Source organism: Marinomonas colpomeniae, from assembly GCF_014803385.1.
Classification (GTDB): Bacteria; Pseudomonadota; Gammaproteobacteria; order Pseudomonadales; family Marinomonadaceae; genus Marinomonas; species Marinomonas colpomeniae.
On the sequence record NZ_JACYFC010000003.1, the window covers coordinates 108,838 to 129,570 of the forward strand.

A 20,733-nucleotide genomic window follows, 5' to 3' on the forward strand; every position below is an offset into this window, starting at 1 on the left:
AGAAGATGTTTATTCTCAATTTATTCGAAAATTGTTTTATAGGAAAATACTATGAAAAAACGTAGTTTACGCCATTCGGCTTTACTCTCCAGTGTTTTAGTTTCACTGGCAGCAGGAGTGTCTGCAACAGGTGCATCAGCAGAGACATTCCGTTGGGCTTCCAATACTGACCCACAAACTATGGACCCACACGCTGTAAACTCCGCCCCCGTATTGTCCTTTTTGAACAATGTCTATGAAGGTTTGGTACGACGTGGCGAAGCGATGGCCATAGAGCCATCATTAGCAACGTCTTGGGAACCGCTAGTTGGTCAAAATGGCTGGCGCTTTCATTTACGTGAAAATGTTACCTTTCAAAATGGTGCTGCTTTTACTGCGGAAGACGTATTATTTTCCTATCAACGCGCTTCTAGTGAAGCGGCTGACGTTCGTTCATGGTTTGCACCCGTTGCTGACGTCACAGTTGTTGACGACTACACGATTGATTTTGTGACGACGGCTCCGAATCCACTTTTCCCAGATTCTATCGCTAACTTTATGATATTGGATAAAGGTTGGGCTGAGAAAAACAACGCCGTTTTGCCAGCAAGTGATGCTGAAAACTTCGCTACTATGAATGTGAACGGCACAGGGCCTTTTGTTTTATCAAGCCGTGATCCAGGCGTTAAAACCGTTCTAAAACCGTATTCTGGCTGGTGGGACACTGCGACACATAATGTGACGGAAGCGGTCTTTACACCAATCGGTAATCCTGCAACAGGGATTGCAGCTTTACTTTCAGGCGAAATCGACTTTATCCAGCCAATTCCATTGCAAGACGCTAAACAAGTTGAAAGCCGTAAAGGCTTTAAAATCTTAGAAGGTGAAGAAACCCGTGTCATTATGTTTGGTTTCGGCCATGAACACGAAAAACTGCTTTATTCTTCTGATGTGAAAGACGCGAATCCATTTAAAGATCCTCGCGTTCGTTTAGCTGCATCTCATGCGATTAACATGGCTTCGATTGATCGAGTCTTGTTCCGTGGCAAAATTGAAGCGGCATCTCAATTGGTACCAGCTGGTATCTCAGGCTATTCTGAGAAAAACGCCGCTCGCCATGAATACGATCCAAAACGTGCGAAAGAGTTGCTAGCAGAAGCGGGTTACCCGAATGGCTTTAGCTTTGGCTTAAAATGTACGAATGACCGTTACATCAACGATGAAGCTTTATGTCGTGCCGCAGCGTCTATGCTGAGTGCCGTTGGTCTAAAAGCGAAATTAAGCACGGGCCCAGTTCGTGATTATTGGACTCAGTTACGCGCTGATGATTTCGATATGTACTTGCTAGGTTGGTCACCAGGTACCTTTGATATGGAACACCCAATTCGTTTCTTGTTGCATAGCCAAGACGATGCGAAAAAATTGGGTTCTTGGAACTTTGGTAATTACTCAAATGCACGTGTTGATGAGTTACTTCCATTGATTCAGCAAGAAATCAATCCTACCAATCGTCAGAACTTGATCGATGAAGTAGTGTCTATTACGCAGAAAGACGCTGCGTATATCCCGCTTTATACTCAACCATTAATTTGGGCAACAAAAGAAAATGTTGATATGACGCAACGTGCGGATAACTTCTTCTTATTGCGTTGGGTTACTGTGAATTAGTGAAGAAGCCTTTATAAGGTTAGGGTACGAGCTAATACCTTGTTGAGGATAGGTGTATTTCCTTCTTCAGTAGGGTATTAGCTTTACTTTTTTAGACGGCATTGTTTTTTAGACGCTATTAGTTTCGTTTGCTCTGTCATCTAAAACACCTTCTAACATAAAAAATTAACGGTTTAAAAGTTGAACATTGATGTTTTATTTTATTTATAAGCGACTCATACAATCTGTGTTTGTGATGCTCGCGGTGGCTTTTTTAGCCTTCTCTTTGTTCCGCTTTGTTGGGGACCCGATTACGCAAATGACGGGCGTAGAAACCTCCGTTGTCGATCAAGAAAGACTGCGTGAAGAATTGGGACTGAACGATCCCTTCATTAGCCAATTTGGCCGATTTACTGTCGATATGCTACAAGGCGACTTTGGTTACTCGTTTCGTACTCGTCAACCTGTTGCTGAAATGATCGCCAGTCGTATTCCTGCGACGCTTGAATTAGGTGTTGTTGCATTACTCATTTCACTGGTAGTTGGTATTCCCGCCGGTGTTTATACCGCGTTACGGCCAAGGGGCGTTATTACTCAAACCATTCTAATAACCACGCTTATTGGTATTTCTATACCGACCTTTGTTATCGGCATCATGCTTATTTTCTTATTTGGAGTACAGCTAGGGTGGTTGCCTACTTTTGGTCGAGGGGAAACCGTCAATATCGGTTTCTGGGAAAGTTCTTTCTTTTCTATTGATGGTTGGCGAGCGCTTATCTTACCTGCGGTTACTCTTGGTGTTTATCAACTGACATTGACGATGCGTTTGGTGCGAGCACAAATGATGGATGTGATGCGATCTGATTATATTCGTTTCGCCACTGCTCGCGGTGTACCCATGAGACAGCTTTATTTCCGACATGCGCTGGCGAATACCATGGTGCCTGTTATTACCATTATTGGTTTGCAGTTCGGCGGTGTTATCGCGTTTTCAATTGTCACCGAAAGTGTTTTCCAATGGCCGGGAATGGGCTTGTTGTTTCTGGAATCCATCCGCTTTGTTGATATCCCTGTGATGGGGGTTTATTTGGTTGTCATCGCTTTTTTCTTTGTGGTGGTGAACTTGCTTGTTGATCTTTTGTATGTGGCCATTGATCCACGTCTTCGAGTGTAGGTAGGGAGATGAATATGAAAGAATTTATTAAGCGTTCAGAAGGTCTTTGGCTGTTTACTCGTAGCCCTGCGGTTATGATTGCGGCGGTTATCGCTATTTTAATTTTCATTGGTGCCGCGTTTGCGCCTTGGATTGCGTCTGTTAATCCTTACGATTTAGGTTCGTTTAGCTTAATGGACGGATTACTTCCGCCTATTTGGCAAGAAGGCGGCATCTCACAATTTATGTTGGGTACCGATGATCAAGGACGAGACATGATCTCGTCGATTTTATACGGTGCACGTTTGTCTTTGCTGATTGGCTTGTCTGCCATGGCGATTGCTACTGTTCTTGGCGTTGGGCTTGGTCTTGCAGCAGGATTTTATGGTGGTCGTTTCGATGCCATCATTATGCGAATTGCTGATATTCAGCTCGCTTTGCCTGCCATCTTAACGGCTTTATTGATTGATGGTATTGCTCGCGGAATCTTACCGCCAGAGGTACAGCAAGATTTGCGTGTTGTGGTTTTAACCCTTGCGATTGCTTTATCCCTTTGGGTGAATTTTGCTCGTACTGCCCGTGCTTCTACTTTTGTGGAGATGAACAAAGAATACGTGCAAGCGGCCATCATCATGGGGCAAGGTCCCATTCGCATTATGTTTATTCATATCTTGCCGAATATTTTGGGGCCACTTTTGGTCATCATGACGGTTGATCTTGCTTCCGCGATTTTGCTCGAAGCGACCTTGTCATTCTTGGGCATTGGCCTTGCAGCGGACAGTCCATCATTAGGCACACTTATTCGTATTGGCATGCAGTTTATGTTGTCAGGTGAGTGGTGGATCTTGTGGATACCGACTTTATTTCTTGTGGCATTAGTTGTCTCTATTAATACGCTTGGTGATTTCATGCGTGATGTTTTTAATCCGGGGTTACGCTAATGCTCACAGTAGAAAACTTAACCGTACGTTTTCCCACTCGATTTGGTGATACGACGGCCATCGAGAATATTAATATAAATGTCCAAGCGGGTGAGATCCACGGTCTTGTTGGTGAAAGTGGTGCAGGGAAATCCACCGTTGGTGCCGCTGTTATCGGTTTGCTGCAAACACCGGGTTATATCGCTGAAGGCAGCATCATGTTGGGCGATACGGATTTGCGCGCCTTGGGTGTGAATCAAGCCCATGCGTTGCGTGGCAAACGTATTTCGATGATTTTCCAAGATCCTCAAACCAGTCTTAATCCTTTGATGACGGTTGAAGACCAGTTGGTTGAAACCATCTTGGCCCATGAAAAAATGTCAGCGGACGAGGCTCGTACTCGCGCCATCGACCTACTTGAAGAAATCGGTATTAAGAATGCAGCAGAGCGCATCAAATCTTGGCCGCATCAGTTTTCTGGTGGTATGCGTCAACGTGTGGTGATTGCATTGGCGCTTTGTACTAACCCTGAACTTATTATTGCTGACGAACCTACGACAGCACTGGACGTTGCTGTACAAAGCCAAGTGCTGGACTTAATTCGCTCATTGGCAGACAAACGCAAAATTGGTTTTATCCTGATCACTCATGATATTGGTGTTATTGCACAAATCGCAGATCGCGTGACTGTGATGCGCAATGGTCATGTCGTTGAGTCGGGCGAAACTGCACAAGTATTGGGTCGTCCTAAGCATGCTTATACACGAGCTTTAATGAGTGCTGTACCGCCAATGGATCATAAAATCGATCGATTCAGTGTACCGACTACAGAAGGTATTGAAGGTACTAGTGTTTCTACCGGTGATCTTGCTGAGCAATGGTTACTTGAAGAAAAAGGCTTGTCTGAAGGTGAGCAGAAAGAACTTTCAATCGGTTTATCAATTGAAGCACTAGACGTTCGTTTTTCTGGAACACGTAAATCATTGTGGCGTAAACCAGAGGACTTCATTGCACTCGATAAAATCAGCTTTAACGTCAAACCTGGCAGCATTATGGGGTTGGTTGGTGAAAGTGGTTCAGGTAAGTCTACTGTCGCTAAAACCATCACAGGACTGATTACACCTAACAGTGGCACCATGATGCTTGGTAATGAAGTATTACCAGCAGGAAAGTCTCGTAGCCGTAAACATCCTTCTCGTCGAATCATTCAAATGGTCTTTCAAGATCCTTACTCAAGTTTAAATTCGCGTCATAAGATTGGCTCGATTTTGACCGAACCGCTTTGGTTTTATGGTTTAGAAAAAGACCCAGCGAAACGTCAAGAGCTCGCGGCTTCTATGCTTGCTTTGGTTGGTATGGCACCAGATGCGATTGATAAATACCCACATCAATTTTCTGGTGGACAACGTCAACGTATTGCCGTGGCACGCGCGTTATTGGCTCGACCGCGATTCTTGATATGTGATGAACCGACTTCCGCATTGGATGTATCTATTCAAGCAGAGATTCTCAATCTTTTGAAAGATCTGCAATCGAAGTTTGGACTGACCATTCTATTTATTAGTCACAACCTCTCAGTGGTGCGACAAATGGCCGATGACATGGTTGTACTGCGTAATGGCGTGATCGAAGAAGCGGGTAAAACCGAAGATCTGTTTGAACGTCCACAAGCGGAATACACCAAAAAACTGCTGTCCTTGACGCCTGTGATGCCGAAAGATTGGGCATGATGGTTTCTCTGTTTTATTCTTTAAAAAGAAGGTAAGAAGCATACAGGAAGTTTGGGGTTTGGTGGAAAGCGCTGCAGATCAACCAGAAATTCGAACATCAGAGTAAATATATGAAATTCAGCAAATATCATGCTTTAGGCAATGATTACATAGTCATCGACCCTAAAGACCTGAATGAAAAATTATCAGAAGATAAGATCAAAGTAATATGTGATCGTCATTTTGGCATCGGTTCTGACGGTATTCTTTATGGGCCTGAAGAAAGTAAAAGCTGTGATTTTTCTCTCAGAATATTTAATCCCGATTCAAGCGAAGCAGAAAAAAGCGGTAATGGCTTACGGATTTTCTCAAGATATCTTTGGGACCAATCTCTCGTTTCTTATGATGAATTTACGATTCAAACAAAAGGCGGTGTTGTCACTTCCACCATTGGTGAAAAAGGTCTTTCAGTATCAGTAGGGATGGGAAAAGTACGTTTTACTCATGAGTCAATGGGAGAGCCTGAAGTTACATCAGCAATAATGAATGTGAAAGGCCTAGAGTTCACCTATTATTTGGCCAATGTTGGTAACCCTCATTGTGTTATTTTACTTGATGATATTAACCCAAATTTTGCAAAAGAATTCGGCAGTATTATTGAAAATGATTCTAGGTTTATTAACCGAACTAACATTCAATTTGTACAAATCATTGATAAATCATCAATTCAAATAGAAATATGGGAACGCGGTGCTGGTTATACTCTTGCTTCTGGTTCGAGTAGCACTGCTGCCGCTTCCGTTGCGTATGCTTTAGGGCTGTGTCATTCCAACATTAATGTTTATATGCCCGGTGGAATGATCAATATAAAACTGGATAAACAGTTCTTCGCAACTATGACTGGAGATGTTCGCAAAATTTGTGATGGGGAAATATCTAGAGAGGCACTTGTTTCATTTTAACAATGCATTCCTATAAGGTTCATGACCTTGTTAGTTATTTACTTTGTTTGATCTTTTTATCAACCATTATGGGGACTCTTCTTTAAGGTTCTGATGGGATTTTAGTTTAGTCGATTGCTAATGGCATTATAGGTTTATAGGAATGATATGAGCGCTAAAATTAAAAATATCGAAAAAACATTATTGTCGGATAACTGGTACACGCTCAATAAATATTCATTCGATTATCAAAAGCCTAATGGCGATTGGGAGCGACAAGATCGCGAAGCATATGATCGAGGTAATGGCTCAACGATACTCCTTTATAACGCACAAAAATCTAGTGTGATTTTGACACGACAATTTCGTCTTCCAACATTTGTAAATGGCAATGCCAGTGGTCTGTTAGTTGAAACATGCGCTGGATTGCTTGATCAAGATAATGCAGAAGATTGCATTAAGAGAGAAGCGGAAGAGGAGACGGGCTATAAGATTGATAGTGTCAGAAAAATATTCGAAGCCTATATGTCGCCTGGGTCTGTTACCGAGATATTATATTTCTTTATTGCTGAATATTCAGATGCTATGAAGGTGTCTGAGGGTGGCGGTTTAGAACATGAGCAGGAAAATATTGAGGTTCTAGAGCTCGACTTTAATGATGCCTACAAGATGATTGAGTCAGGGGAAATAATAGACGGTAAAACAATTATGTTGCTTCAATATGCGAAACTAAACAATCTTTGTTAATTTTGATGGTTGTACCTAAATTCAGATAAATAATTCGATTAAACATTGCCTCAGCTTTATAAGATGAAGAGCGTATATGAATATCAATTTAGTACATAAAACTAGCTGTCATTGTGGTGCTGTTCAATTAAGGTTGAAAATGCCTAATAGTTTAGAAGATTCAAAACGGTGTTTATATGCTATGAGTCGGATTAGAAGGTGTAAACCCTTATGAGTTGGAGCCTGTTAAAATTTACAATGGAATACATTATCCAAAAGATACGATCAAATTATAACAATTATACGGTGTGTTCGACATCGGTATGACGATCAAAGAGTAATTCTGAATTTAGGAATAACTATGAAAATCGCGGTATTTTGTGGTTCAAGTACAGGGAATAACCCTTCTTATATTAACGAAGCCAAAAAACTAGGCCTGTTTTTTGGAAAAAATGGCATTGACCTAGTGTATGGAGGAGGAAAGGTCGGGTTGATGGGGACTATTGCTGATGCGGTTCTAGAGAGTGGCGGAAACGTTTTTGGTGTTATTCCTGAATATTTGAAAGAAAAAGAAATTGAGCATACAGGTTTAACCGAGTTATTCGTTGTCGCAGATATGCATGAAAGAAAAGCGAAAATGGCTTCGATGGCTGACGCGTTTGTCGCATTACCAGGTGGCGCAGGAACACTAGAAGAATTCTTTGAAGTATGGACTTGGGCACAACTAGGTCATCATTCGAAACCGTGTGCGTTGTATAACACCAATGGTTTTTATCAGGATTTATTAGCCATGATAACCAATATGACAAACTCTGGTTTTTTGAATGAAGAATACGCTAATATGCTTATTTTAGCTGACACACCAAAAGAGCTTGTTGATTGCATTGAGGCATATCAGCCACCTCTCAAAAAATGGTCTTAGTGCCAATTTAAAGAAACCAGAACCCTTAAAGAATATTTATACAATACATCTATACATGATTTGATATTAAAAGGTTCTTGGTGGTTAGTGGCTAATTGCTCGAAGCAATGCCTCTTCGGCATGAATTGTTGCAGTATCAATAATAGGTATGTCGCAATCGGCTTGCTTTATTAGTAATGGAATTTCAGTACACCCTAAAATTACGCCTTCAGCGCCTTCAGATCTTAGCTTATTAATAATGTCAATATACTGCTTTCTAGACGCATCAGATATTATGCCACGTACTAGTTCATTCACTATTATACTGTGAATGACTTGTTGATCATCAAAAGAAGGAACGATTGTCGATATGTCTTGTTTCTTTAATCCTTCAACATAAAAGTCTTCGCCCATCGTAAACTTTGTACCCAAAAGAGCCACTTTTGAAATCGATTTCTTTTTAACGTCGAGGGCTGTCGTGTTAATCAAATTGATTAACGGAAGCGAGGTAAGATTTTGCACATCATCAAATACTTTATGCATCGTATTCGTTGCGATAAGGCCAAAATCAGCACCTGCTGTTTTTAGTTCATTTGCGACTCTGGCTAAATCTTCCGCGATTAAATCCCATCTGCCTTCGTCACGCCTCTGATGGAAGTTTTTTAGATTCACGCTGTAAATTATTATTTCTGGGTAGCCATAATTACCATATTTTTCAACATAAGAGCGCGTGATATGAAGATAATAACTCACTGTTGATTCAGGGCTTAAGCCACCAATAATACCAATTTTTTTATGCATAGATGAAATTCCATTTTTTGACATTAAACTTTTGCCTTCTCATGTCGAGCTTTTTCTAAATAAGATAACATTTCTTGTTTTGGTACCATGCCACCGCCTGTTGCCCACACTAGGTGAGTAGCGTTGCACATTTTTGTATCATCCAGTTTTAAGCGATTTCTGTACTCTGTATTGTTTGTAACAATACTGGGGCCAATTAGTCCTGCGAGTGCGGAAGGTTCTAACTGAATATGTTCATACGTATTCATATCACCTAAATGTCGGTACATACGTTTGTCAGAAAGAGTGTAATAACCGTCTAGTAGTCTTTCCATGGCTCTTCCGACGAAGCCTGATGCTCTCCCTACCGCCAACCCATCCGCAGCGGTTATGTTATCAATGCCTATGTCTTGTACTGAAATATAATCATGAAGACCTGTATGAACGCCTAACATCATACAAGGGGAGTGTGTCGGTTCTGCAAAGATGCAATGAATATGGTCTCCAAATGCCATTTTGAGTCCAAAGGCAACGCCACCAGGGCCACCACCAACACCACAAGGTAAATACACAAAAAGAGGGTGGTTTTCGTCAACGAGTATATTCATTTCATTAAATTGCGTTTTTAGTCTTTCTCCTGCTACCGCATAACCAAGAAACAGTGTTTGAGAGTTTTCATCATCGATGAAAAAACAAGTCGGATCGCTTTCAGCTTCTTTGCGGCCCTGTTCTACGGCAACGCCATAATCCTGTTCATACTCCACCACCTTAACTCCGTGTTCGCGAAGCTTGTCTTTCTTCCACTGACGAGCATCCGCTGACATATGCACAGACACAGAAAAACCCAATTTGGCACTCATGATGCCGATGGACATTCCTAGGTTTCCTGTTGAACCTACAGCAATGCTGTGTTGTTTGAAGAAGTTTTTGAACTCAGGAGATGCGAGTTTTTTATAATCGTCTGAAGTGGATAGTAGCTCTGCGTTTATAGCTAGTTTTTCTGCGTGAGTCAGTACTTCATAGATGCCACCGCGCGCTTTAATTGAACCTGATATAGGAAGGTGACTGTCTTTCTTCAGTAATAGCTTGCCAGAAATAGGTGTTTTATATTCTTCTTCTAGTTTGGCTTTTATTGTTGGAATGGGGACAGTATCAGACTCTATTATGCCATTGGTTATCGCTGTTTCAGGGAAAACGAGCGCTAAATAGGGTGCGAACCTTGTCAGTCTATCACTTGCTTCTTTGATGTCGTCAGCACTCAAACCCACATAAGGTAAAGCTTCTTTTAAACTGGTGATATTTGGGTTAAACCAGCTGACTTCTTGCAACGCTATTAACTGTGTAATCAAAGGGTATTTTTGAGTTAGCTGTTGAATAAATTGTTGATTATCCGTTGTCATTTTATTGGCCTGAATGAAGTGACATGGGCATAAAGGTATTCTCGGTGGATAGGCTAGAAAGAACAAGTTGAAACTATAGTTTATACTGAATGTTGGTTAATAAGTAATATTGGATTTAAGGTGAAAGGTAGTAGAGTTACATTGATCTTGCTACAGTTTTTTAAAAGCCTCAGAATCAGAATTAACAGCATTCACCTATCATTTAATAATGAGCTAAACATGTTCAAACGACTTAGTTATTGGCTAGAAAATAAACGCATTAAAAGAATGGCGTTTACAGAACAGCAGTGGGAATCTTCCATTGCTGATTGGCCTGTGATGAACCGCTATCAAGGAGCTGAACGTGATGCATTGCGGAATATGACCTTTCGTTTCTTGGCTCGTAAGAACTTTGCTTCAGGTGGTGGCTTTCAGTTTACTAACGATATGTGTTTGAAAATCGCAACCATGGCTTGTGTACCGATTCTACACCTTGGTTTAGATTGGTATAACGATTGGTATACCATCGTTATTTACGAAGGTGATTTTGTACCTAATCGTCCGTATCGCAGTAGTGACGGTGTAGTTCATACAGGCAGCCAAGTGTTGAGTGGTGAAGCTTGGCTAAAAGGACCGGTGATATTATCGTGGCAGGCTGTGTGTGAAACGGGTGCTCATGCTCGCCATTCTAAGGCCAGTAATGTTGTCATTCATGAGTTAGCACATAAGCTTGATATGCTTCGTGATGGCGCCAATGGCGCACCGCCTATGCATCCAGATATGCGTTCAGGTGAATGGCACGATATATTTACAACTGCATGGGACAGGCTGCAGCGTGATTCGAATAAACATCGTCGATTACCTCTTGATGAGTATGCGTTAACCAATCCAGCTGAATTTTTTGCGGTATGCAGTGAAACGTTTTTTGAAGACCCTAAAAAAATGAAAGAACATATGCCAGAGGTACATCGGCTGTTGTGTCAGTTTTACCGCCAGCTGCCTGCTTTTTAATTTAATTGGAATGATTTCTTTTAGCCTTAATTCTCAACCTTACCGATTTACTGAGTAACTTAGTGTTACATTATGACGTTGTCGTGATTTATTTATATGGAGTTTTATGAAGCGTTATCCCTCGACTACCGCACTGCGGGCATTTGAAGCAATTTCCCGTCTTGGAAGTGTTTCTGCTGCTGCAGCAGAACTTAATCTAACTCGTAGTGCGGTTAGCCATCAGTTAAATATGTTGGAAGAGGTTGTGGGATTCCCACTGACACAACGAGACGGTAGAGGCTTGGCGCTTACACAGAAAGGCAAGGCTTATGCTTTAGAGACAAAAAAAGCACTCACTATTTTGTTAGAAGCATCCCATGTTAGTGATGGTGAAGAGGTAACGGGATCATTAACGATTAGCTGCGCTCCAGGTCTTGCTAACTATTGGCTGTGTCATAAAATTGCGGCCTTTACAAAAAAATATCCTAAGTTATCGCTTCATATTTTATCTCCAAGTTTTCCTGGTGATATCTCAAATGAAGATGTGGATTTATTCATCACCTATGGCAACGGTAGTTGGCCTGAAAAATATGTTAAACAGTTGATGACGATTCGATTGTTTCCAGTGTGTAGTCCGCACTTTTTTCATCAACAAGGCGGCTTAGGGCATCCTTCTAACTTAATAAAAATGCCTCTTCTTCATCTTATGAGTAATACAGATTGGCGTGTTTGGCTCGCGGCTAATGGTGTCAGTAATACGCAGTTGGAAGGTGGTGTTGTTTTTTCGGATGCTAACTTTGTACAGTCGGCGGCGATTGCCGGTCAAGGTATTGCGATTGGCGATAATATGGTTAGTGGGGATGCGCTTGCAAAGGGGCTATTAATACGTCCTTTTGAAAAAAGCATTGAATCACCAAGAGCATATTATTTAGTTACGTCTCCAGAAAAAGTGGAACGAAAAGAAGTTTTTGCCTTTATTGAATGGTTAGAAGGCCTCATTGCAGACGCTCAATCTCGTTATGATAGGCAATGAATTATCATTATTTAGATGGCGCTAAAAGTGTGCGATCAGCTTCTGGCGTGCACTTATTTATTCTAAACACCATCAGAAAGCTTTAAAAATGAAATCGGAAATCACGTCTAAAAGCCTCTCTATCAAGTCTTAGTTATATTTTTCAGGAAAATACATCTCACTGTCTTTTATCCTTAATAAAGCCCTATTTTTGTGCATCACCTCAAGTCATTTCGAATTTACTAAACACAAGCTTATAAAATGAAGGTAATTGTCAAATAATATTGAACAATAACGTCAATATTATTCGATTGTTATTGCCTTTTTTCTGATCAAGAATCGATTAAAGGCATAAGGTTGATCTGATTTAACTGAGCCTAATTCCTATTAATAAGCATTAGCGTTTTTTTAAAGGCAGCATTATGAGTCAGCTATCAGGAACGGACTTCGTAACAGACATATATCCAAACCTCTCAGAGGAAGAACGAGTCAGAGTGGATTTAGCCGCGGCGTATCATTTGATCGAGCACTTCCAAATGAGCGACAGTATTTATACGCATATTTCAGCTCGTGTTCCTGGCGATAATGAATATTTTTTGATTAACCCTTATGGCACGCGTTTTAGTGAAGTCAAAGCGAGCCAGTTAGTCACCATTGATCTGGATGGAAAAATCATAGATGACCCATGTCAGATGGGTGCGAATCCCGCTGGTTTTACTATTCATTCAGCCATACATGCAGCACGTCATGATCTGAAATGCGCATTGCATACTCATACTGTTGCCGGTGTTTCGATTGCGTCAACACAAACTGGAATTTTACCGATTAACCAGTGGTCTTTGCAGTTTTATCACGGTGTGTCCCGTCATGCTTATGAAGGCATTGCCTTAAATTTAGAAGAACGAGAGCGTTTAGTTAATGATCTTGGTTCTGAAAATAAAATTATGATTCTAGATAACCATGGACTAATGACCATGGGAGAAAACGTCGGGGAAGCGTTTACCTTAATGTTTAATTTAGAGCGTGTTTGCAAGGTGCAAATGTCCGTTCTCGCAAGCGGTCAAGCAGTCAATCAAATTGACTCATCAGTATGTGATTTAACCTATCAGCAATATAAACAGTTCGCCGAAATGAGTCTACGTGATGGTTTTCATGTGGAGTGGTTAGCGTATCTAAGATTGTTAGAAAAAGTGTCACCGTCTTACAAAGAGTAATGCTCGTCAATATCGAAACCGGTTATTAGCCTAATTTAAATCTGAATATTTTGAACCTAGGAGAGAAATATGAAAAAAATTATTATGGGTGCTGTAATTGCTTGTTTGCCTTTTACTGCAAGTGTTTATGCACAACCTCAAAATGGCGGAACGATCAACGTCGTTGTTCAGCCTGAGCCACCAAGTTTAATGATTGGCATGTACTCAAATGGTACGACTCAGCAAGTGGGTGGTAATATTTTTGAAGGTCTAATGCGCTACGACAAAAAGCTGGTTCCTCATCCACTTTTAGCCACTTCTTGGGAAAATTCAGAAGATGGTAAAACTTGGACTTTTCATCTTAAAGAAGGCGTTGTTTGGCATGATGGACAACCTTTCACTTCAGCCGATGTTGTTTTCTCTATTGATGTGTTGTTACGTGAAACCAATGCTCGTTTAAGAACCTCTTTAGCGTTTGTTGATAGCATTACTGCACCGGATGATTTCACCGTTGTGTTCAAGCTTAATCAGCCATTTGGTCCTTTTATTCGTTTGTTTGAAGTAGGCACAACACCTATGTTGCCTAAACATATTTATGAAGGCACAGATTTCAAAATGAATCCGGCTAACCACCATCCAATCGGAACTGGACCATTTGTATTTAAAGAGTGGCAAAAAGGGTCATTTATTCATTTAGCCAAAAATGAAAATTATCATGTGAAGGGTTTACCTCATATCGAGGAGCTTTATTGGCATGTTATTCCCGATGCTGCATCTCGATCAGTCGCCTTTGAAACGGGAAAAATTGATGTATTACCGGGTGGCTCCGTCGAGAACTTTGATGTGCCACGTTTAAGTGAACTGGACAATGCTTGTGTTACGACAGATGGTTGGGAGTTTTTCTCTCCACACGCTTGGTTATGGTTAAACAACCAAGAAGGACCGACTGCAGATAAACGTTTCCGTCAAGCCGTTATGTACGCGATGGATCGTGAGTTTGCCAAGTCAGTACTTTGGAATGATTACGGCAAAATTGCTAAAGGACCTGTAGGTTCAAAAACTACTTTCTTTGATGACACTCTGCCTGAATATGAATACAACCCGAAAAAAGCCAAAGCGCTTTTGAAAGAAATGGGCTACGACGGTACACCTGTACGTTTGATGGCTATGCCATACGGCGAAACGTGGCAGCGTTGGACTGAAGTTGTTAAGCAGAATCTAGAAGAAGTTGGCATTAAAACGAAACTTGTTGCTACTGATGTCGCTGGTTGGAATCAGAAAATTTCGGACCGAGATTACGACATTTCGTTTACTTACTTATATCAATACGGTGACCCTGCATTAGGTGTTTCACGTACTTATCTGTCAAGCAATATGGCCAAAGGTTCTCCTTGGAATAACGCTGAAGGCTACGTAAATAAGCAAGTTGACCAATGGCTTAATGAAGCTGCTGTCGTTTTCCCTGACTCTAAACGAGCTGAATTATACAGCAAAGCCCAGCATCAACTGGTTGAAGATGTACCGGTTGCTTGGTTAATGGAGTTGGAATTCCCAACAATTTATAACTGTAAAGTACAAAATCTTGTTGATTCTGCCATTGGTATTAATGATGCCTTCGGTACCGCTTGGATTAAACAATAATCTAATGGGAGTAGGCCGTTAGGTCTGCTCCATTAATAAGATTTGTCATTTTAAGAGTTATCATTTTTATGAGTATTCAAACCTTACTTTATATCGCTGGTCGTTTGGTTAAAGGGGGTGTGGTGCTATTAGTCATCGCAATCTTTAACTTCTTCCTAATTCGCATGGCTCCAGGTGATCCTGCTCAAGTATTAGCTGGTGAAGCTGGTGCGACGGATGAGATCTTTCTCCAACAATTACGAGAGCAATTTGGACTTGATCAGCCACTTTATTATCAACTCTGGATCTATGTCAGTAACTTGATGCAGTTTGATATGGGGATAACGTATCGTCAACAGATGCCAGTGTTTGACCTTATTATGGAACGTATGCCGGCAACCTTATTACTCACTGGCGCGGCTTTTTTGTTGTCTCTTGTATTGGGTATTTTAGCGGGAGTTGTTGCAGCGGCGAAACATCGACAATGGCTGGATTCAGTGATCACTGTCGCGGCGTTGATTTTTTACGCGACGCCTCTTTTTTGGCTCGCCATGATGGCTGCCTTATTCTTTTCAGTTTACTTAGATTGGTTACCTAGTTTTGGTATGCAAACAGTCGGAGAAAACTTCACCGGTTGGCAGAAAGTGAAGGACATCGGCTTGCATTTGATATTACCGGCGGCCACGTTAGGACTGTTTTTTACCGCTGTGTATGCCCGCATGACACGAACTTCAATGATAGAAACCAGTCGATTAGATTTTGTTAAAACCGCAAAAGCCAAAGGTATGAAACCGTCACGAGTAACTACTCATCATATATTGCGTAATGCCTTGTTACCTGTCGTTACGTTAGCGGGACTGCAAGCGGGTCAGTTGATTGGTGGCGCAGTGCTAACAGAAACAGTGTTTGCTTGGCCGGGTATTGGTCGGCTGATGTTTGAAGCCTTATTCCAGCGAGACTATAACTTGTTGTTAGGAGTGTTCTTTATATCTTCTGCGATGGTTGTTCTCTTCAACTTGGTTACTGATGTTATCTACTGCATCGTTGACCCACGAATCGAGCTATCAAAATGAATGTAATTAAATCTCTAACACAAAACAAAGTGGCGATGGTTGGCTTTAGCATACTGTTTATCTTCGTTGTCATCGCTTTAATTGGACCTTACCTTTACGACGGAAGTCCTTGGCGTATGGTGCAAAGACCATTTTTACCGCCGTTTCAAAATAGTAATTACTTATTAGGTACGGATACATTAGGACGAGATGTATTGGCGGGCTTAATTTATGGTGCTCGAATTTCACTATTGGTGGGCTTTGTTTCAACCATTATTGCGCTGTTGATTGGTATCCCATTGGGTGCTTATGCTGGCTATTACGGTGGCTGGGTTGATGAAGTTCTGATGCGCTTTACGGAAATATTTCAGACGGTACCAAGCTTTGCATTAGCCGTTGTGCTTGTGGCTATTTTTGAACCTTCTGTTTATTCCATCACGGGTGCGATTGCCATTGTAAGCTGGCCTCCTGTGGCACGTTTGGTACGTGGTGAGTTTTTATCCTTGCGCAGTCAAGAGTATGTGTTAGCCGCTAAATTAAATGGCCAAACCAATCGCAATATTATTCTGCGTGAAATTCTACCAAACAGCCTTTCTCCTATCATAGTGTTGGCTTCCTTAATGGTGGCAAGTGCCATTTTGCTTGAGTCTTCTTTGTCCTTTTTAGGCTTGGGTGATCCAGCAATTATGTCTTGGGGTTACATGATAGGAGCTGCTAAAACGGTGATAAGACAAGCTTGGTGGTTAAGTTTTATTCCAGGTGTTGCCATCGCAATTACTGTTCTTTCTCTTAACTTATTAGGTGAAGGCTTAAACGAAGCTCTAAATCCTAAGCTGTCAGGTAATCGGGAGAACTAGTATGAAGCCTTTATTAAAAGTAGAAAACCTGAGCATTCGTCTTCCTGCAGGTGGTGATCGTGAATTTGCTATTCGTAATGTGAATTATGATCTTATGCCAGGTGAAATATTATGCGTGGTTGGTGAATCTGGATCAGGAAAATCCATGACAGCCAATGCCATTATGGGATTGTTGCCGAAAGTGATTACTGTCGATAAAGGGGCAGTCATCTTTGATGGTTATGATCTGGCTTCTTTAGAAGAGCACAGAGCAAGAACCCTACGTGGTAACCGCATCAGTATGATTTTCCAAGAGCCGATGACGGCGCTTAATCCATTGATGCGGGTTGAAGATCAGATTGCAGAAGTCTTCTTAGTTCATACCAAAATGACTCGAAAACAGCGACATGATAGAACGTTGGCATTGTTAGAGGATGTTGGCCTACCTGATCCACATAAAATGCTACGAGCTTATCCTCATCAGCTTTCAGGCGGTCAACGTCAGCGCGTAATGATAGCGATGGCGCTGGCACTTGAGCCTTCTATTTTGATTGCTGATGAACCGACAACCGCCTTAGATGTAACCACTCAAGCGCAAATTTTAAAACTCATCAAAGAATTACAGCGTAAGCACAACACCGCCGTCATGTTCATTACTCATGACTTTGGCGTGGTCGCCGAAATTGCCGACCGAGTGGCTGTGATGGAAAAAGGTGAAATGGTTGAGCTTGGAAATCGAGATGCGGTGTTGAATAACCCGCAACATGATTATACCAAAAAGCTAATTGCCGCAGTGCCGCCACTGGTGTCACCTAAGCGTGAGATAAAACCACTTCAAGTGCCTCCAATTTTGAGTGTTGAAAACCTATGTAAGACTTACCGTACTGGTGGTAGCTGGTTGTCTAAAGCTCGAATCGTAAAAGCGGCAGATGATGTTAGTTTTGAATTGCACCGAGGCGAAACACTAGGTTTAGTGGGTGAATCTGGATCTGGTAAATCAACCGTTAGTCGATGCGTTGTTCGCTTACTTAATTCTGATAGCGGCAAAATACGATTAAGTGGCAGTGAAATTCAGTCTTTAGGCACAAAAGAATTAGCCCCTTTTCGTAAGCGAATTCAAATGGTTTTCCAAGACCCTTATGCGTCACTTAATCCTAGAAAAACCATTGGTCAAATTATTGCCGATGGCCCGATTGCCCAAGGCATGCCTCGCAAAGACGCTTTTGCTAAAGCGGCAGAGTTACTGGCATTGGTGGAACTACCCATTGCGGCGATTGACCGTTACCCACATGAATTTTCGGGCGGACAAAGACAACGAGTTGGCATCGCTCGTGCGTTGGCTCATGATCCAGAAGTACTGGTGGCAGATGAAGCCATATCCGCGCTTGATGTGTCTGTTCAGGCTCAGATATTAGACCTTATAGAAACGCTCAAAAAACGACTTAATTTGGCGGTTCTTTTTGTGGTTCATGATTTACGTGTTGCGGCTCAAGTATGTGACCGAGTGATTGTGATGCAAAAAGGCAAAATCGTTGAAATGGGTGATACTCGTCAAGTTTTTGAGTCTCCAGCACATGACTATACCAAAAGCCTTATTGCTTCTATTCCAGGGGCAAATTGGCGTTCTGATACCACAGCTGTGACAGCTTCTGGAGTACAGGAGGGCGCTGCCTAATGTTGTATGGCATTGCTCACAGTAGCTTTTTGAATATGTTGCCGTATTTACCGCATTTTGATGCTTACGCAGAGGAAGTAACTGTAGTAACAAGCGATATGGAGCATGATCCAGCGCAGATTACGTTTGCCTTACTGTGGTTTCCTGATGATGACTTCTTCGAACATTATCCCAATGTCCGTGTTGCCGCATCGATTGCGGCAGGCGTCGATAGTTTACTGGCATGCCCAAGTTTGCACGATGATGTTTTAGTGTGTCGGAATAGGGACTCAGAACAAGCGTCTATTATGAGTACTTTTGCAATCTGGCACGTTATTAACCATCAAAGAAATTTCCCATTGTATCGACAGCAGCAACAAGAAAAGTGTTGGTTACGTCAGCCAATGAGAGCGCCCAGTGACGTGAGTGTCGGGGTGCTGGGTTTAGGCTTCATGGGAGAGAAAATGGTAAATGATTTATATCAGTTGGGTTTTGATGTTGCGGGCTGGCGTAAGAGCCAAAGGCAGCTAGAGAACAACAATATTCCAGTGTTTAGCGGTACAGACCAATTGGGAGACTTTCTAAAACGTACTGAAGTGCTTATCTGTGTGTTGCCACTTACCGATGACACGCGTGGAATTCTCAATAAAGCGTTATTCGACCAATTAAAGCCAAATGCTTACTTAATACATCTAGGGCGTGGTGGTCATTTACAGGCAGAAGACCTTTTAAATTCGATTGATGAAGGTAAATTGCAAGGTGCATCATTGGATGTTTTTGACGAAGAACCCTTGCCTAAAAACAATGTATTTTGGACTCACCCAAACATCATAGTAACCCCTCACACTGCGAGCGATGTACGACCAGAGGCCGCTGTTCTTAATATGGTCGAGGAAGTAAGACGATACTCTGCCGGTGAAACGCCAAAAAATAAAGTTGAAGCCGCTATTGGCTATTAAGTAGAGATTTATTATGACTGTTGAAAAATGTAACCCTGATCGGTTGTGGAACTCCATTATGGAGATTGGCCAAATTGGTCATACGGAAGTAGAAGGAAGCAAAGTCGGGGGCTGTCATCGCCTTGCTTTGACCGATAAAGATAAACAAGCACGAGACTTGTTTGTTGGCTGGGCAAAAGCGTTAGGTTGTTCTTTACGAGTGGATGCGATTGGCAATTTATTTTTACGTCGCAATGGATTAGATAACACCTTAATGCCCGTTATGACCGGTAGCCATTTAGATACTCAACCAACAGGCGGTAAGTTTGATGGTGTATATGGATGCTTAGCAGGTTTGGAAGCGCTGCGCTGTTTAGAAGAGAAAAATATTCAAACGTTAAGACCGATTGAAGTTGTGGTTTGGACCAATGAAGAAGGCGCTCGTTTCAAACCTGCGATGCTAGGATCGGGAGTGTACGCTGGGGTTTTCAAACTTAATGATGTATTGGCAACCAAAGATGAAGCCGGAATTAGCCTTGGGGAAGAACTTGATCGTTTAGGCTATAAAGAACAAACAAGCGTCGATACTCCTGAGTGCTATCAGTATTACGAATTGCACATAGAACAAGGCCCAGTATTAGAAGCCTTAGATATCGATCTAGGGATTGTTGCGGGTGTGTTAGGCATGCGTTGGTATGAAGTCGAAGTGACGGGGCGATCTTGTCACGCAGGACCTAGCCCAATGAATCTGCGTAACGATGCTTTGGTCGGGGTAGCCGAAATGATTAGCGAGCTAACAAAAATCGCCGCCAACCATAGCCATGATAGCCGCTGTACTATTGGTGAACTCAATATTCCAAATGCATCGACAAATGTATCTGCTGGCAAAGTTAAGTTTTCATTGGATCTTCGCGAAGGGCGTTTAGCAGATTTAGATGAACTGCAAACAAAGGCTTTTGAGACAATTCACCGTATTGCCTTTCATCACAAACTCGAAATTGGAATCAAAGAAACCTGGTCATTACCACCATGCCCTTTTGATGAAACCTGCTTGGTGAATATTCAACAAGCGTGTGCGGCAAGCTATCCAAATCTGAACCCTCATACCTTGATTAGTGGTGCAGGTCATGACGCTGTTTATGTCAGTCGAGTGGCACCTACCGCAATGATCTTTGTGCCATCAGAGGATGGGTTAAGTCATAACGAGCGTGAATACACGAGTCCCGAACAGCTTGAGAAAGGCTGCGATGTACTACTAAATACACTTATATTGTCTGCAAACAGCAACTGAATATAAGCATTT

18 protein-coding genes are annotated in these 20,733 nt (G+C 41.9%); 16 read left to right on the plus strand and 2 right to left on the minus strand.

The window, feature by feature from the left end; translation table 11 throughout:
* Positions 1-51: 51 nt before the first annotated feature.
* The 7 genes from IF202_RS09840 to IF202_RS09870 all read left to right on the plus strand — a co-directional run bounded on the left by IF202_RS09840 (position 52) and on the right by IF202_RS09870 (position 7,997).
* A complete protein-coding gene (locus tag IF202_RS09840; protein WP_191594734.1) occupies positions 52-1,647 on the plus strand; it encodes an ABC transporter substrate-binding protein in 1,596 nt (531 codons plus the stop codon).
* 190 nt (positions 1,648-1,837) lie between these two features.
* Positions 1,838-2,800: an ABC transporter permease gene (locus IF202_RS09845; protein WP_191594735.1), complete on the plus strand. Its 963-nt coding sequence runs from the start codon at positions 1,838-1,840 to the stop codon at positions 2,798-2,800.
* A 14-nt stretch (positions 2,801-2,814) separates the two neighbouring features.
* Positions 2,815-3,720: an ABC transporter permease gene (locus tag IF202_RS09850; protein WP_191594736.1), complete on the plus strand. Its 906-nt coding sequence runs from the start codon at positions 2,815-2,817 to the stop codon at positions 3,718-3,720.
* Positions 3,720-5,429, plus strand: coding sequence for a dipeptide ABC transporter ATP-binding protein (locus IF202_RS09855; protein WP_191594737.1), 1,710 nt, complete (start codon positions 3,720-3,722; stop codon positions 5,427-5,429). Before IF202_RS09850 ends, IF202_RS09855 begins: the two co-directional genes overlap by 1 nt.
* A gap of 110 nt (positions 5,430-5,539) precedes the next feature.
* Positions 5,540-6,370 (plus strand): diaminopimelate epimerase, encoded by an 831-nt coding sequence (gene dapF / locus IF202_RS09860; RefSeq protein WP_191594738.1) that lies wholly within the window; start codon positions 5,540-5,542, stop codon positions 6,368-6,370.
* 147 nt (positions 6,371-6,517) lie between these two features.
* Positions 6,518-7,096: a GDP-mannose pyrophosphatase NudK gene (nudK, locus tag IF202_RS09865; RefSeq protein ID WP_191594739.1), complete on the plus strand. Its 579-nt coding sequence runs from the start codon at positions 6,518-6,520 to the stop codon at positions 7,094-7,096.
* Between the two features lie 340 nt (positions 7,097-7,436).
* Entirely contained in the window at positions 7,437-7,997 is a 561-nt protein-coding gene (locus IF202_RS09870; RefSeq protein ID WP_191594740.1) for an LOG family protein, read from the plus strand.
* A gap of 84 nt (positions 7,998-8,081) precedes the next feature.
* Here the strand turns inward: IF202_RS09870 and IF202_RS09875 are convergent, their stop codons facing one another.
* Both IF202_RS09875 and IF202_RS09880 read right to left on the minus strand, forming a co-directional pair.
* Positions 8,082-8,777: an aspartate/glutamate racemase family protein gene (locus IF202_RS09875; protein WP_191594741.1), complete on the minus strand. Its 696-nt coding sequence runs from the start codon at positions 8,775-8,777 to the stop codon at positions 8,082-8,084.
* Between the two features lie 23 nt (positions 8,778-8,800).
* Entirely contained in the window at positions 8,801-10,156 is a 1,356-nt protein-coding gene (locus IF202_RS09880) for a D-serine ammonia-lyase (protein ID WP_191594742.1), read from the minus strand.
* 219 nt (positions 10,157-10,375) lie between these two features.
* Between IF202_RS09880 and IF202_RS09885 the strand changes: the two genes are divergently transcribed.
* The 9 genes from IF202_RS09885 (at position 10,376) to IF202_RS09925 (ending at position 20,721) form a co-directional block, all read left to right on the plus strand.
* Positions 10,376-11,146, plus strand: a complete 771-nt coding sequence (locus IF202_RS09885) for a M90 family metallopeptidase (protein ID WP_191594743.1) — start codon at positions 10,376-10,378, stop codon at positions 11,144-11,146.
* A 106-nt stretch (positions 11,147-11,252) separates the two neighbouring features.
* The gene (locus IF202_RS09890; protein ID WP_191594744.1) at positions 11,253-12,158 is read left to right on the plus strand and encodes a LysR substrate-binding domain-containing protein; all 906 of its coding nucleotides are present in this window, start codon (positions 11,253-11,255) and stop codon (positions 12,156-12,158) included.
* A 401-nt stretch (positions 12,159-12,559) separates the two neighbouring features.
* On the plus strand, positions 12,560-13,351 hold the full coding sequence (locus IF202_RS09895; RefSeq protein WP_191594745.1) for a class II aldolase/adducin family protein: 792 nt from the start codon (positions 12,560-12,562) through the stop codon (positions 13,349-13,351).
* Between the two features lie 69 nt (positions 13,352-13,420).
* On the plus strand, positions 13,421-14,971 hold the full coding sequence (locus IF202_RS09900) for an ABC transporter substrate-binding protein (RefSeq protein ID WP_191594746.1): 1,551 nt from the start codon (positions 13,421-13,423) through the stop codon (positions 14,969-14,971).
* 68 nt (positions 14,972-15,039) lie between these two features.
* A complete protein-coding gene (locus IF202_RS09905; protein WP_191594747.1) occupies positions 15,040-16,023 on the plus strand; it encodes an ABC transporter permease in 984 nt (327 codons plus the stop codon).
* Positions 16,020-16,859 (plus strand): ABC transporter permease, encoded by an 840-nt coding sequence (locus IF202_RS09910; protein ID WP_191594748.1) that lies wholly within the window; start codon positions 16,020-16,022, stop codon positions 16,857-16,859. Before IF202_RS09905 ends, IF202_RS09910 begins: the two co-directional genes overlap by 4 nt.
* A 1-nt stretch (position 16,860) precedes the next feature.
* Positions 16,861-18,513, plus strand: a complete 1,653-nt coding sequence (locus IF202_RS09915; protein ID WP_191594749.1) for an ABC transporter ATP-binding protein — start codon at positions 16,861-16,863, stop codon at positions 18,511-18,513.
* The gene (locus tag IF202_RS09920; RefSeq protein ID WP_191594750.1) at positions 18,513-19,451 is read left to right on the plus strand and encodes a 2-hydroxyacid dehydrogenase; all 939 of its coding nucleotides are present in this window, start codon (positions 18,513-18,515) and stop codon (positions 19,449-19,451) included. Before IF202_RS09915 ends, IF202_RS09920 begins: the two co-directional genes overlap by 1 nt.
* A 13-nt stretch (positions 19,452-19,464) precedes the next feature.
* Complete coding sequence (locus IF202_RS09925) at positions 19,465-20,721, plus strand: M20 family metallo-hydrolase (protein WP_191594751.1); 1,257 nt, start codon at positions 19,465-19,467, stop codon at positions 20,719-20,721.
* The last annotated feature ends 12 nt before the right edge of the window (positions 20,722-20,733 follow it).

Bases quoted from the DNA above. Each gene is read 5' to 3' on its own strand.
- IF202_RS09840 (WP_191594734.1), top strand. From the start codon at position 52: ATGAAAAAACGTAGTTTACGCCATTCGGCTTTACTCTCCAGTGTTTTA.
- IF202_RS09845 (WP_191594735.1), top strand. From the start codon at position 1,838: ATGTTTTATTTTATTTATAAGCGACTCATACAATCTGTGTTTGTGATG.
- IF202_RS09850 (WP_191594736.1), top strand. From the start codon at position 2,815: ATGAAAGAATTTATTAAGCGTTCAGAAGGTCTTTGGCTGTTTACTCGT.
- IF202_RS09855 (WP_191594737.1), top strand. From the start codon at position 3,720: ATGCTCACAGTAGAAAACTTAACCGTACGTTTTCCCACTCGATTTGGT.
- dapF (WP_191594738.1), top strand. From the start codon at position 5,540: ATGAAATTCAGCAAATATCATGCTTTAGGCAATGATTACATAGTCATC.
- nudK (WP_191594739.1), top strand. From the start codon at position 6,518: ATGAGCGCTAAAATTAAAAATATCGAAAAAACATTATTGTCGGATAAC.
- IF202_RS09870 (WP_191594740.1), top strand. From the start codon at position 7,437: ATGAAAATCGCGGTATTTTGTGGTTCAAGTACAGGGAATAACCCTTCT.
- IF202_RS09875 (WP_191594741.1), bottom strand. From the start codon at position 8,777: ATGCATAAAAAAATTGGTATTATTGGTGGCTTAAGCCCTGAATCAACA.
- IF202_RS09880 (WP_191594742.1), bottom strand. From the start codon at position 10,156: ATGACAACGGATAATCAACAATTTATTCAACAGCTAACTCAAAAATAC.
- IF202_RS09885 (WP_191594743.1), top strand. From the start codon at position 10,376: ATGTTCAAACGACTTAGTTATTGGCTAGAAAATAAACGCATTAAAAGA.
- IF202_RS09890 (WP_191594744.1), top strand. From the start codon at position 11,253: ATGAAGCGTTATCCCTCGACTACCGCACTGCGGGCATTTGAAGCAATT.
- IF202_RS09895 (WP_191594745.1), top strand. From the start codon at position 12,560: ATGAGTCAGCTATCAGGAACGGACTTCGTAACAGACATATATCCAAAC.
- IF202_RS09900 (WP_191594746.1), top strand. From the start codon at position 13,421: ATGAAAAAAATTATTATGGGTGCTGTAATTGCTTGTTTGCCTTTTACT.
- IF202_RS09905 (WP_191594747.1), top strand. From the start codon at position 15,040: ATGAGTATTCAAACCTTACTTTATATCGCTGGTCGTTTGGTTAAAGGG.
- IF202_RS09910 (WP_191594748.1), top strand. From the start codon at position 16,020: ATGAATGTAATTAAATCTCTAACACAAAACAAAGTGGCGATGGTTGGC.
- IF202_RS09915 (WP_191594749.1), top strand. From the start codon at position 16,861: ATGAAGCCTTTATTAAAAGTAGAAAACCTGAGCATTCGTCTTCCTGCA.
- IF202_RS09920 (WP_191594750.1), top strand. From the start codon at position 18,513: ATGTTGTATGGCATTGCTCACAGTAGCTTTTTGAATATGTTGCCGTAT.
- IF202_RS09925 (WP_191594751.1), top strand. From the start codon at position 19,465: ATGACTGTTGAAAAATGTAACCCTGATCGGTTGTGGAACTCCATTATG.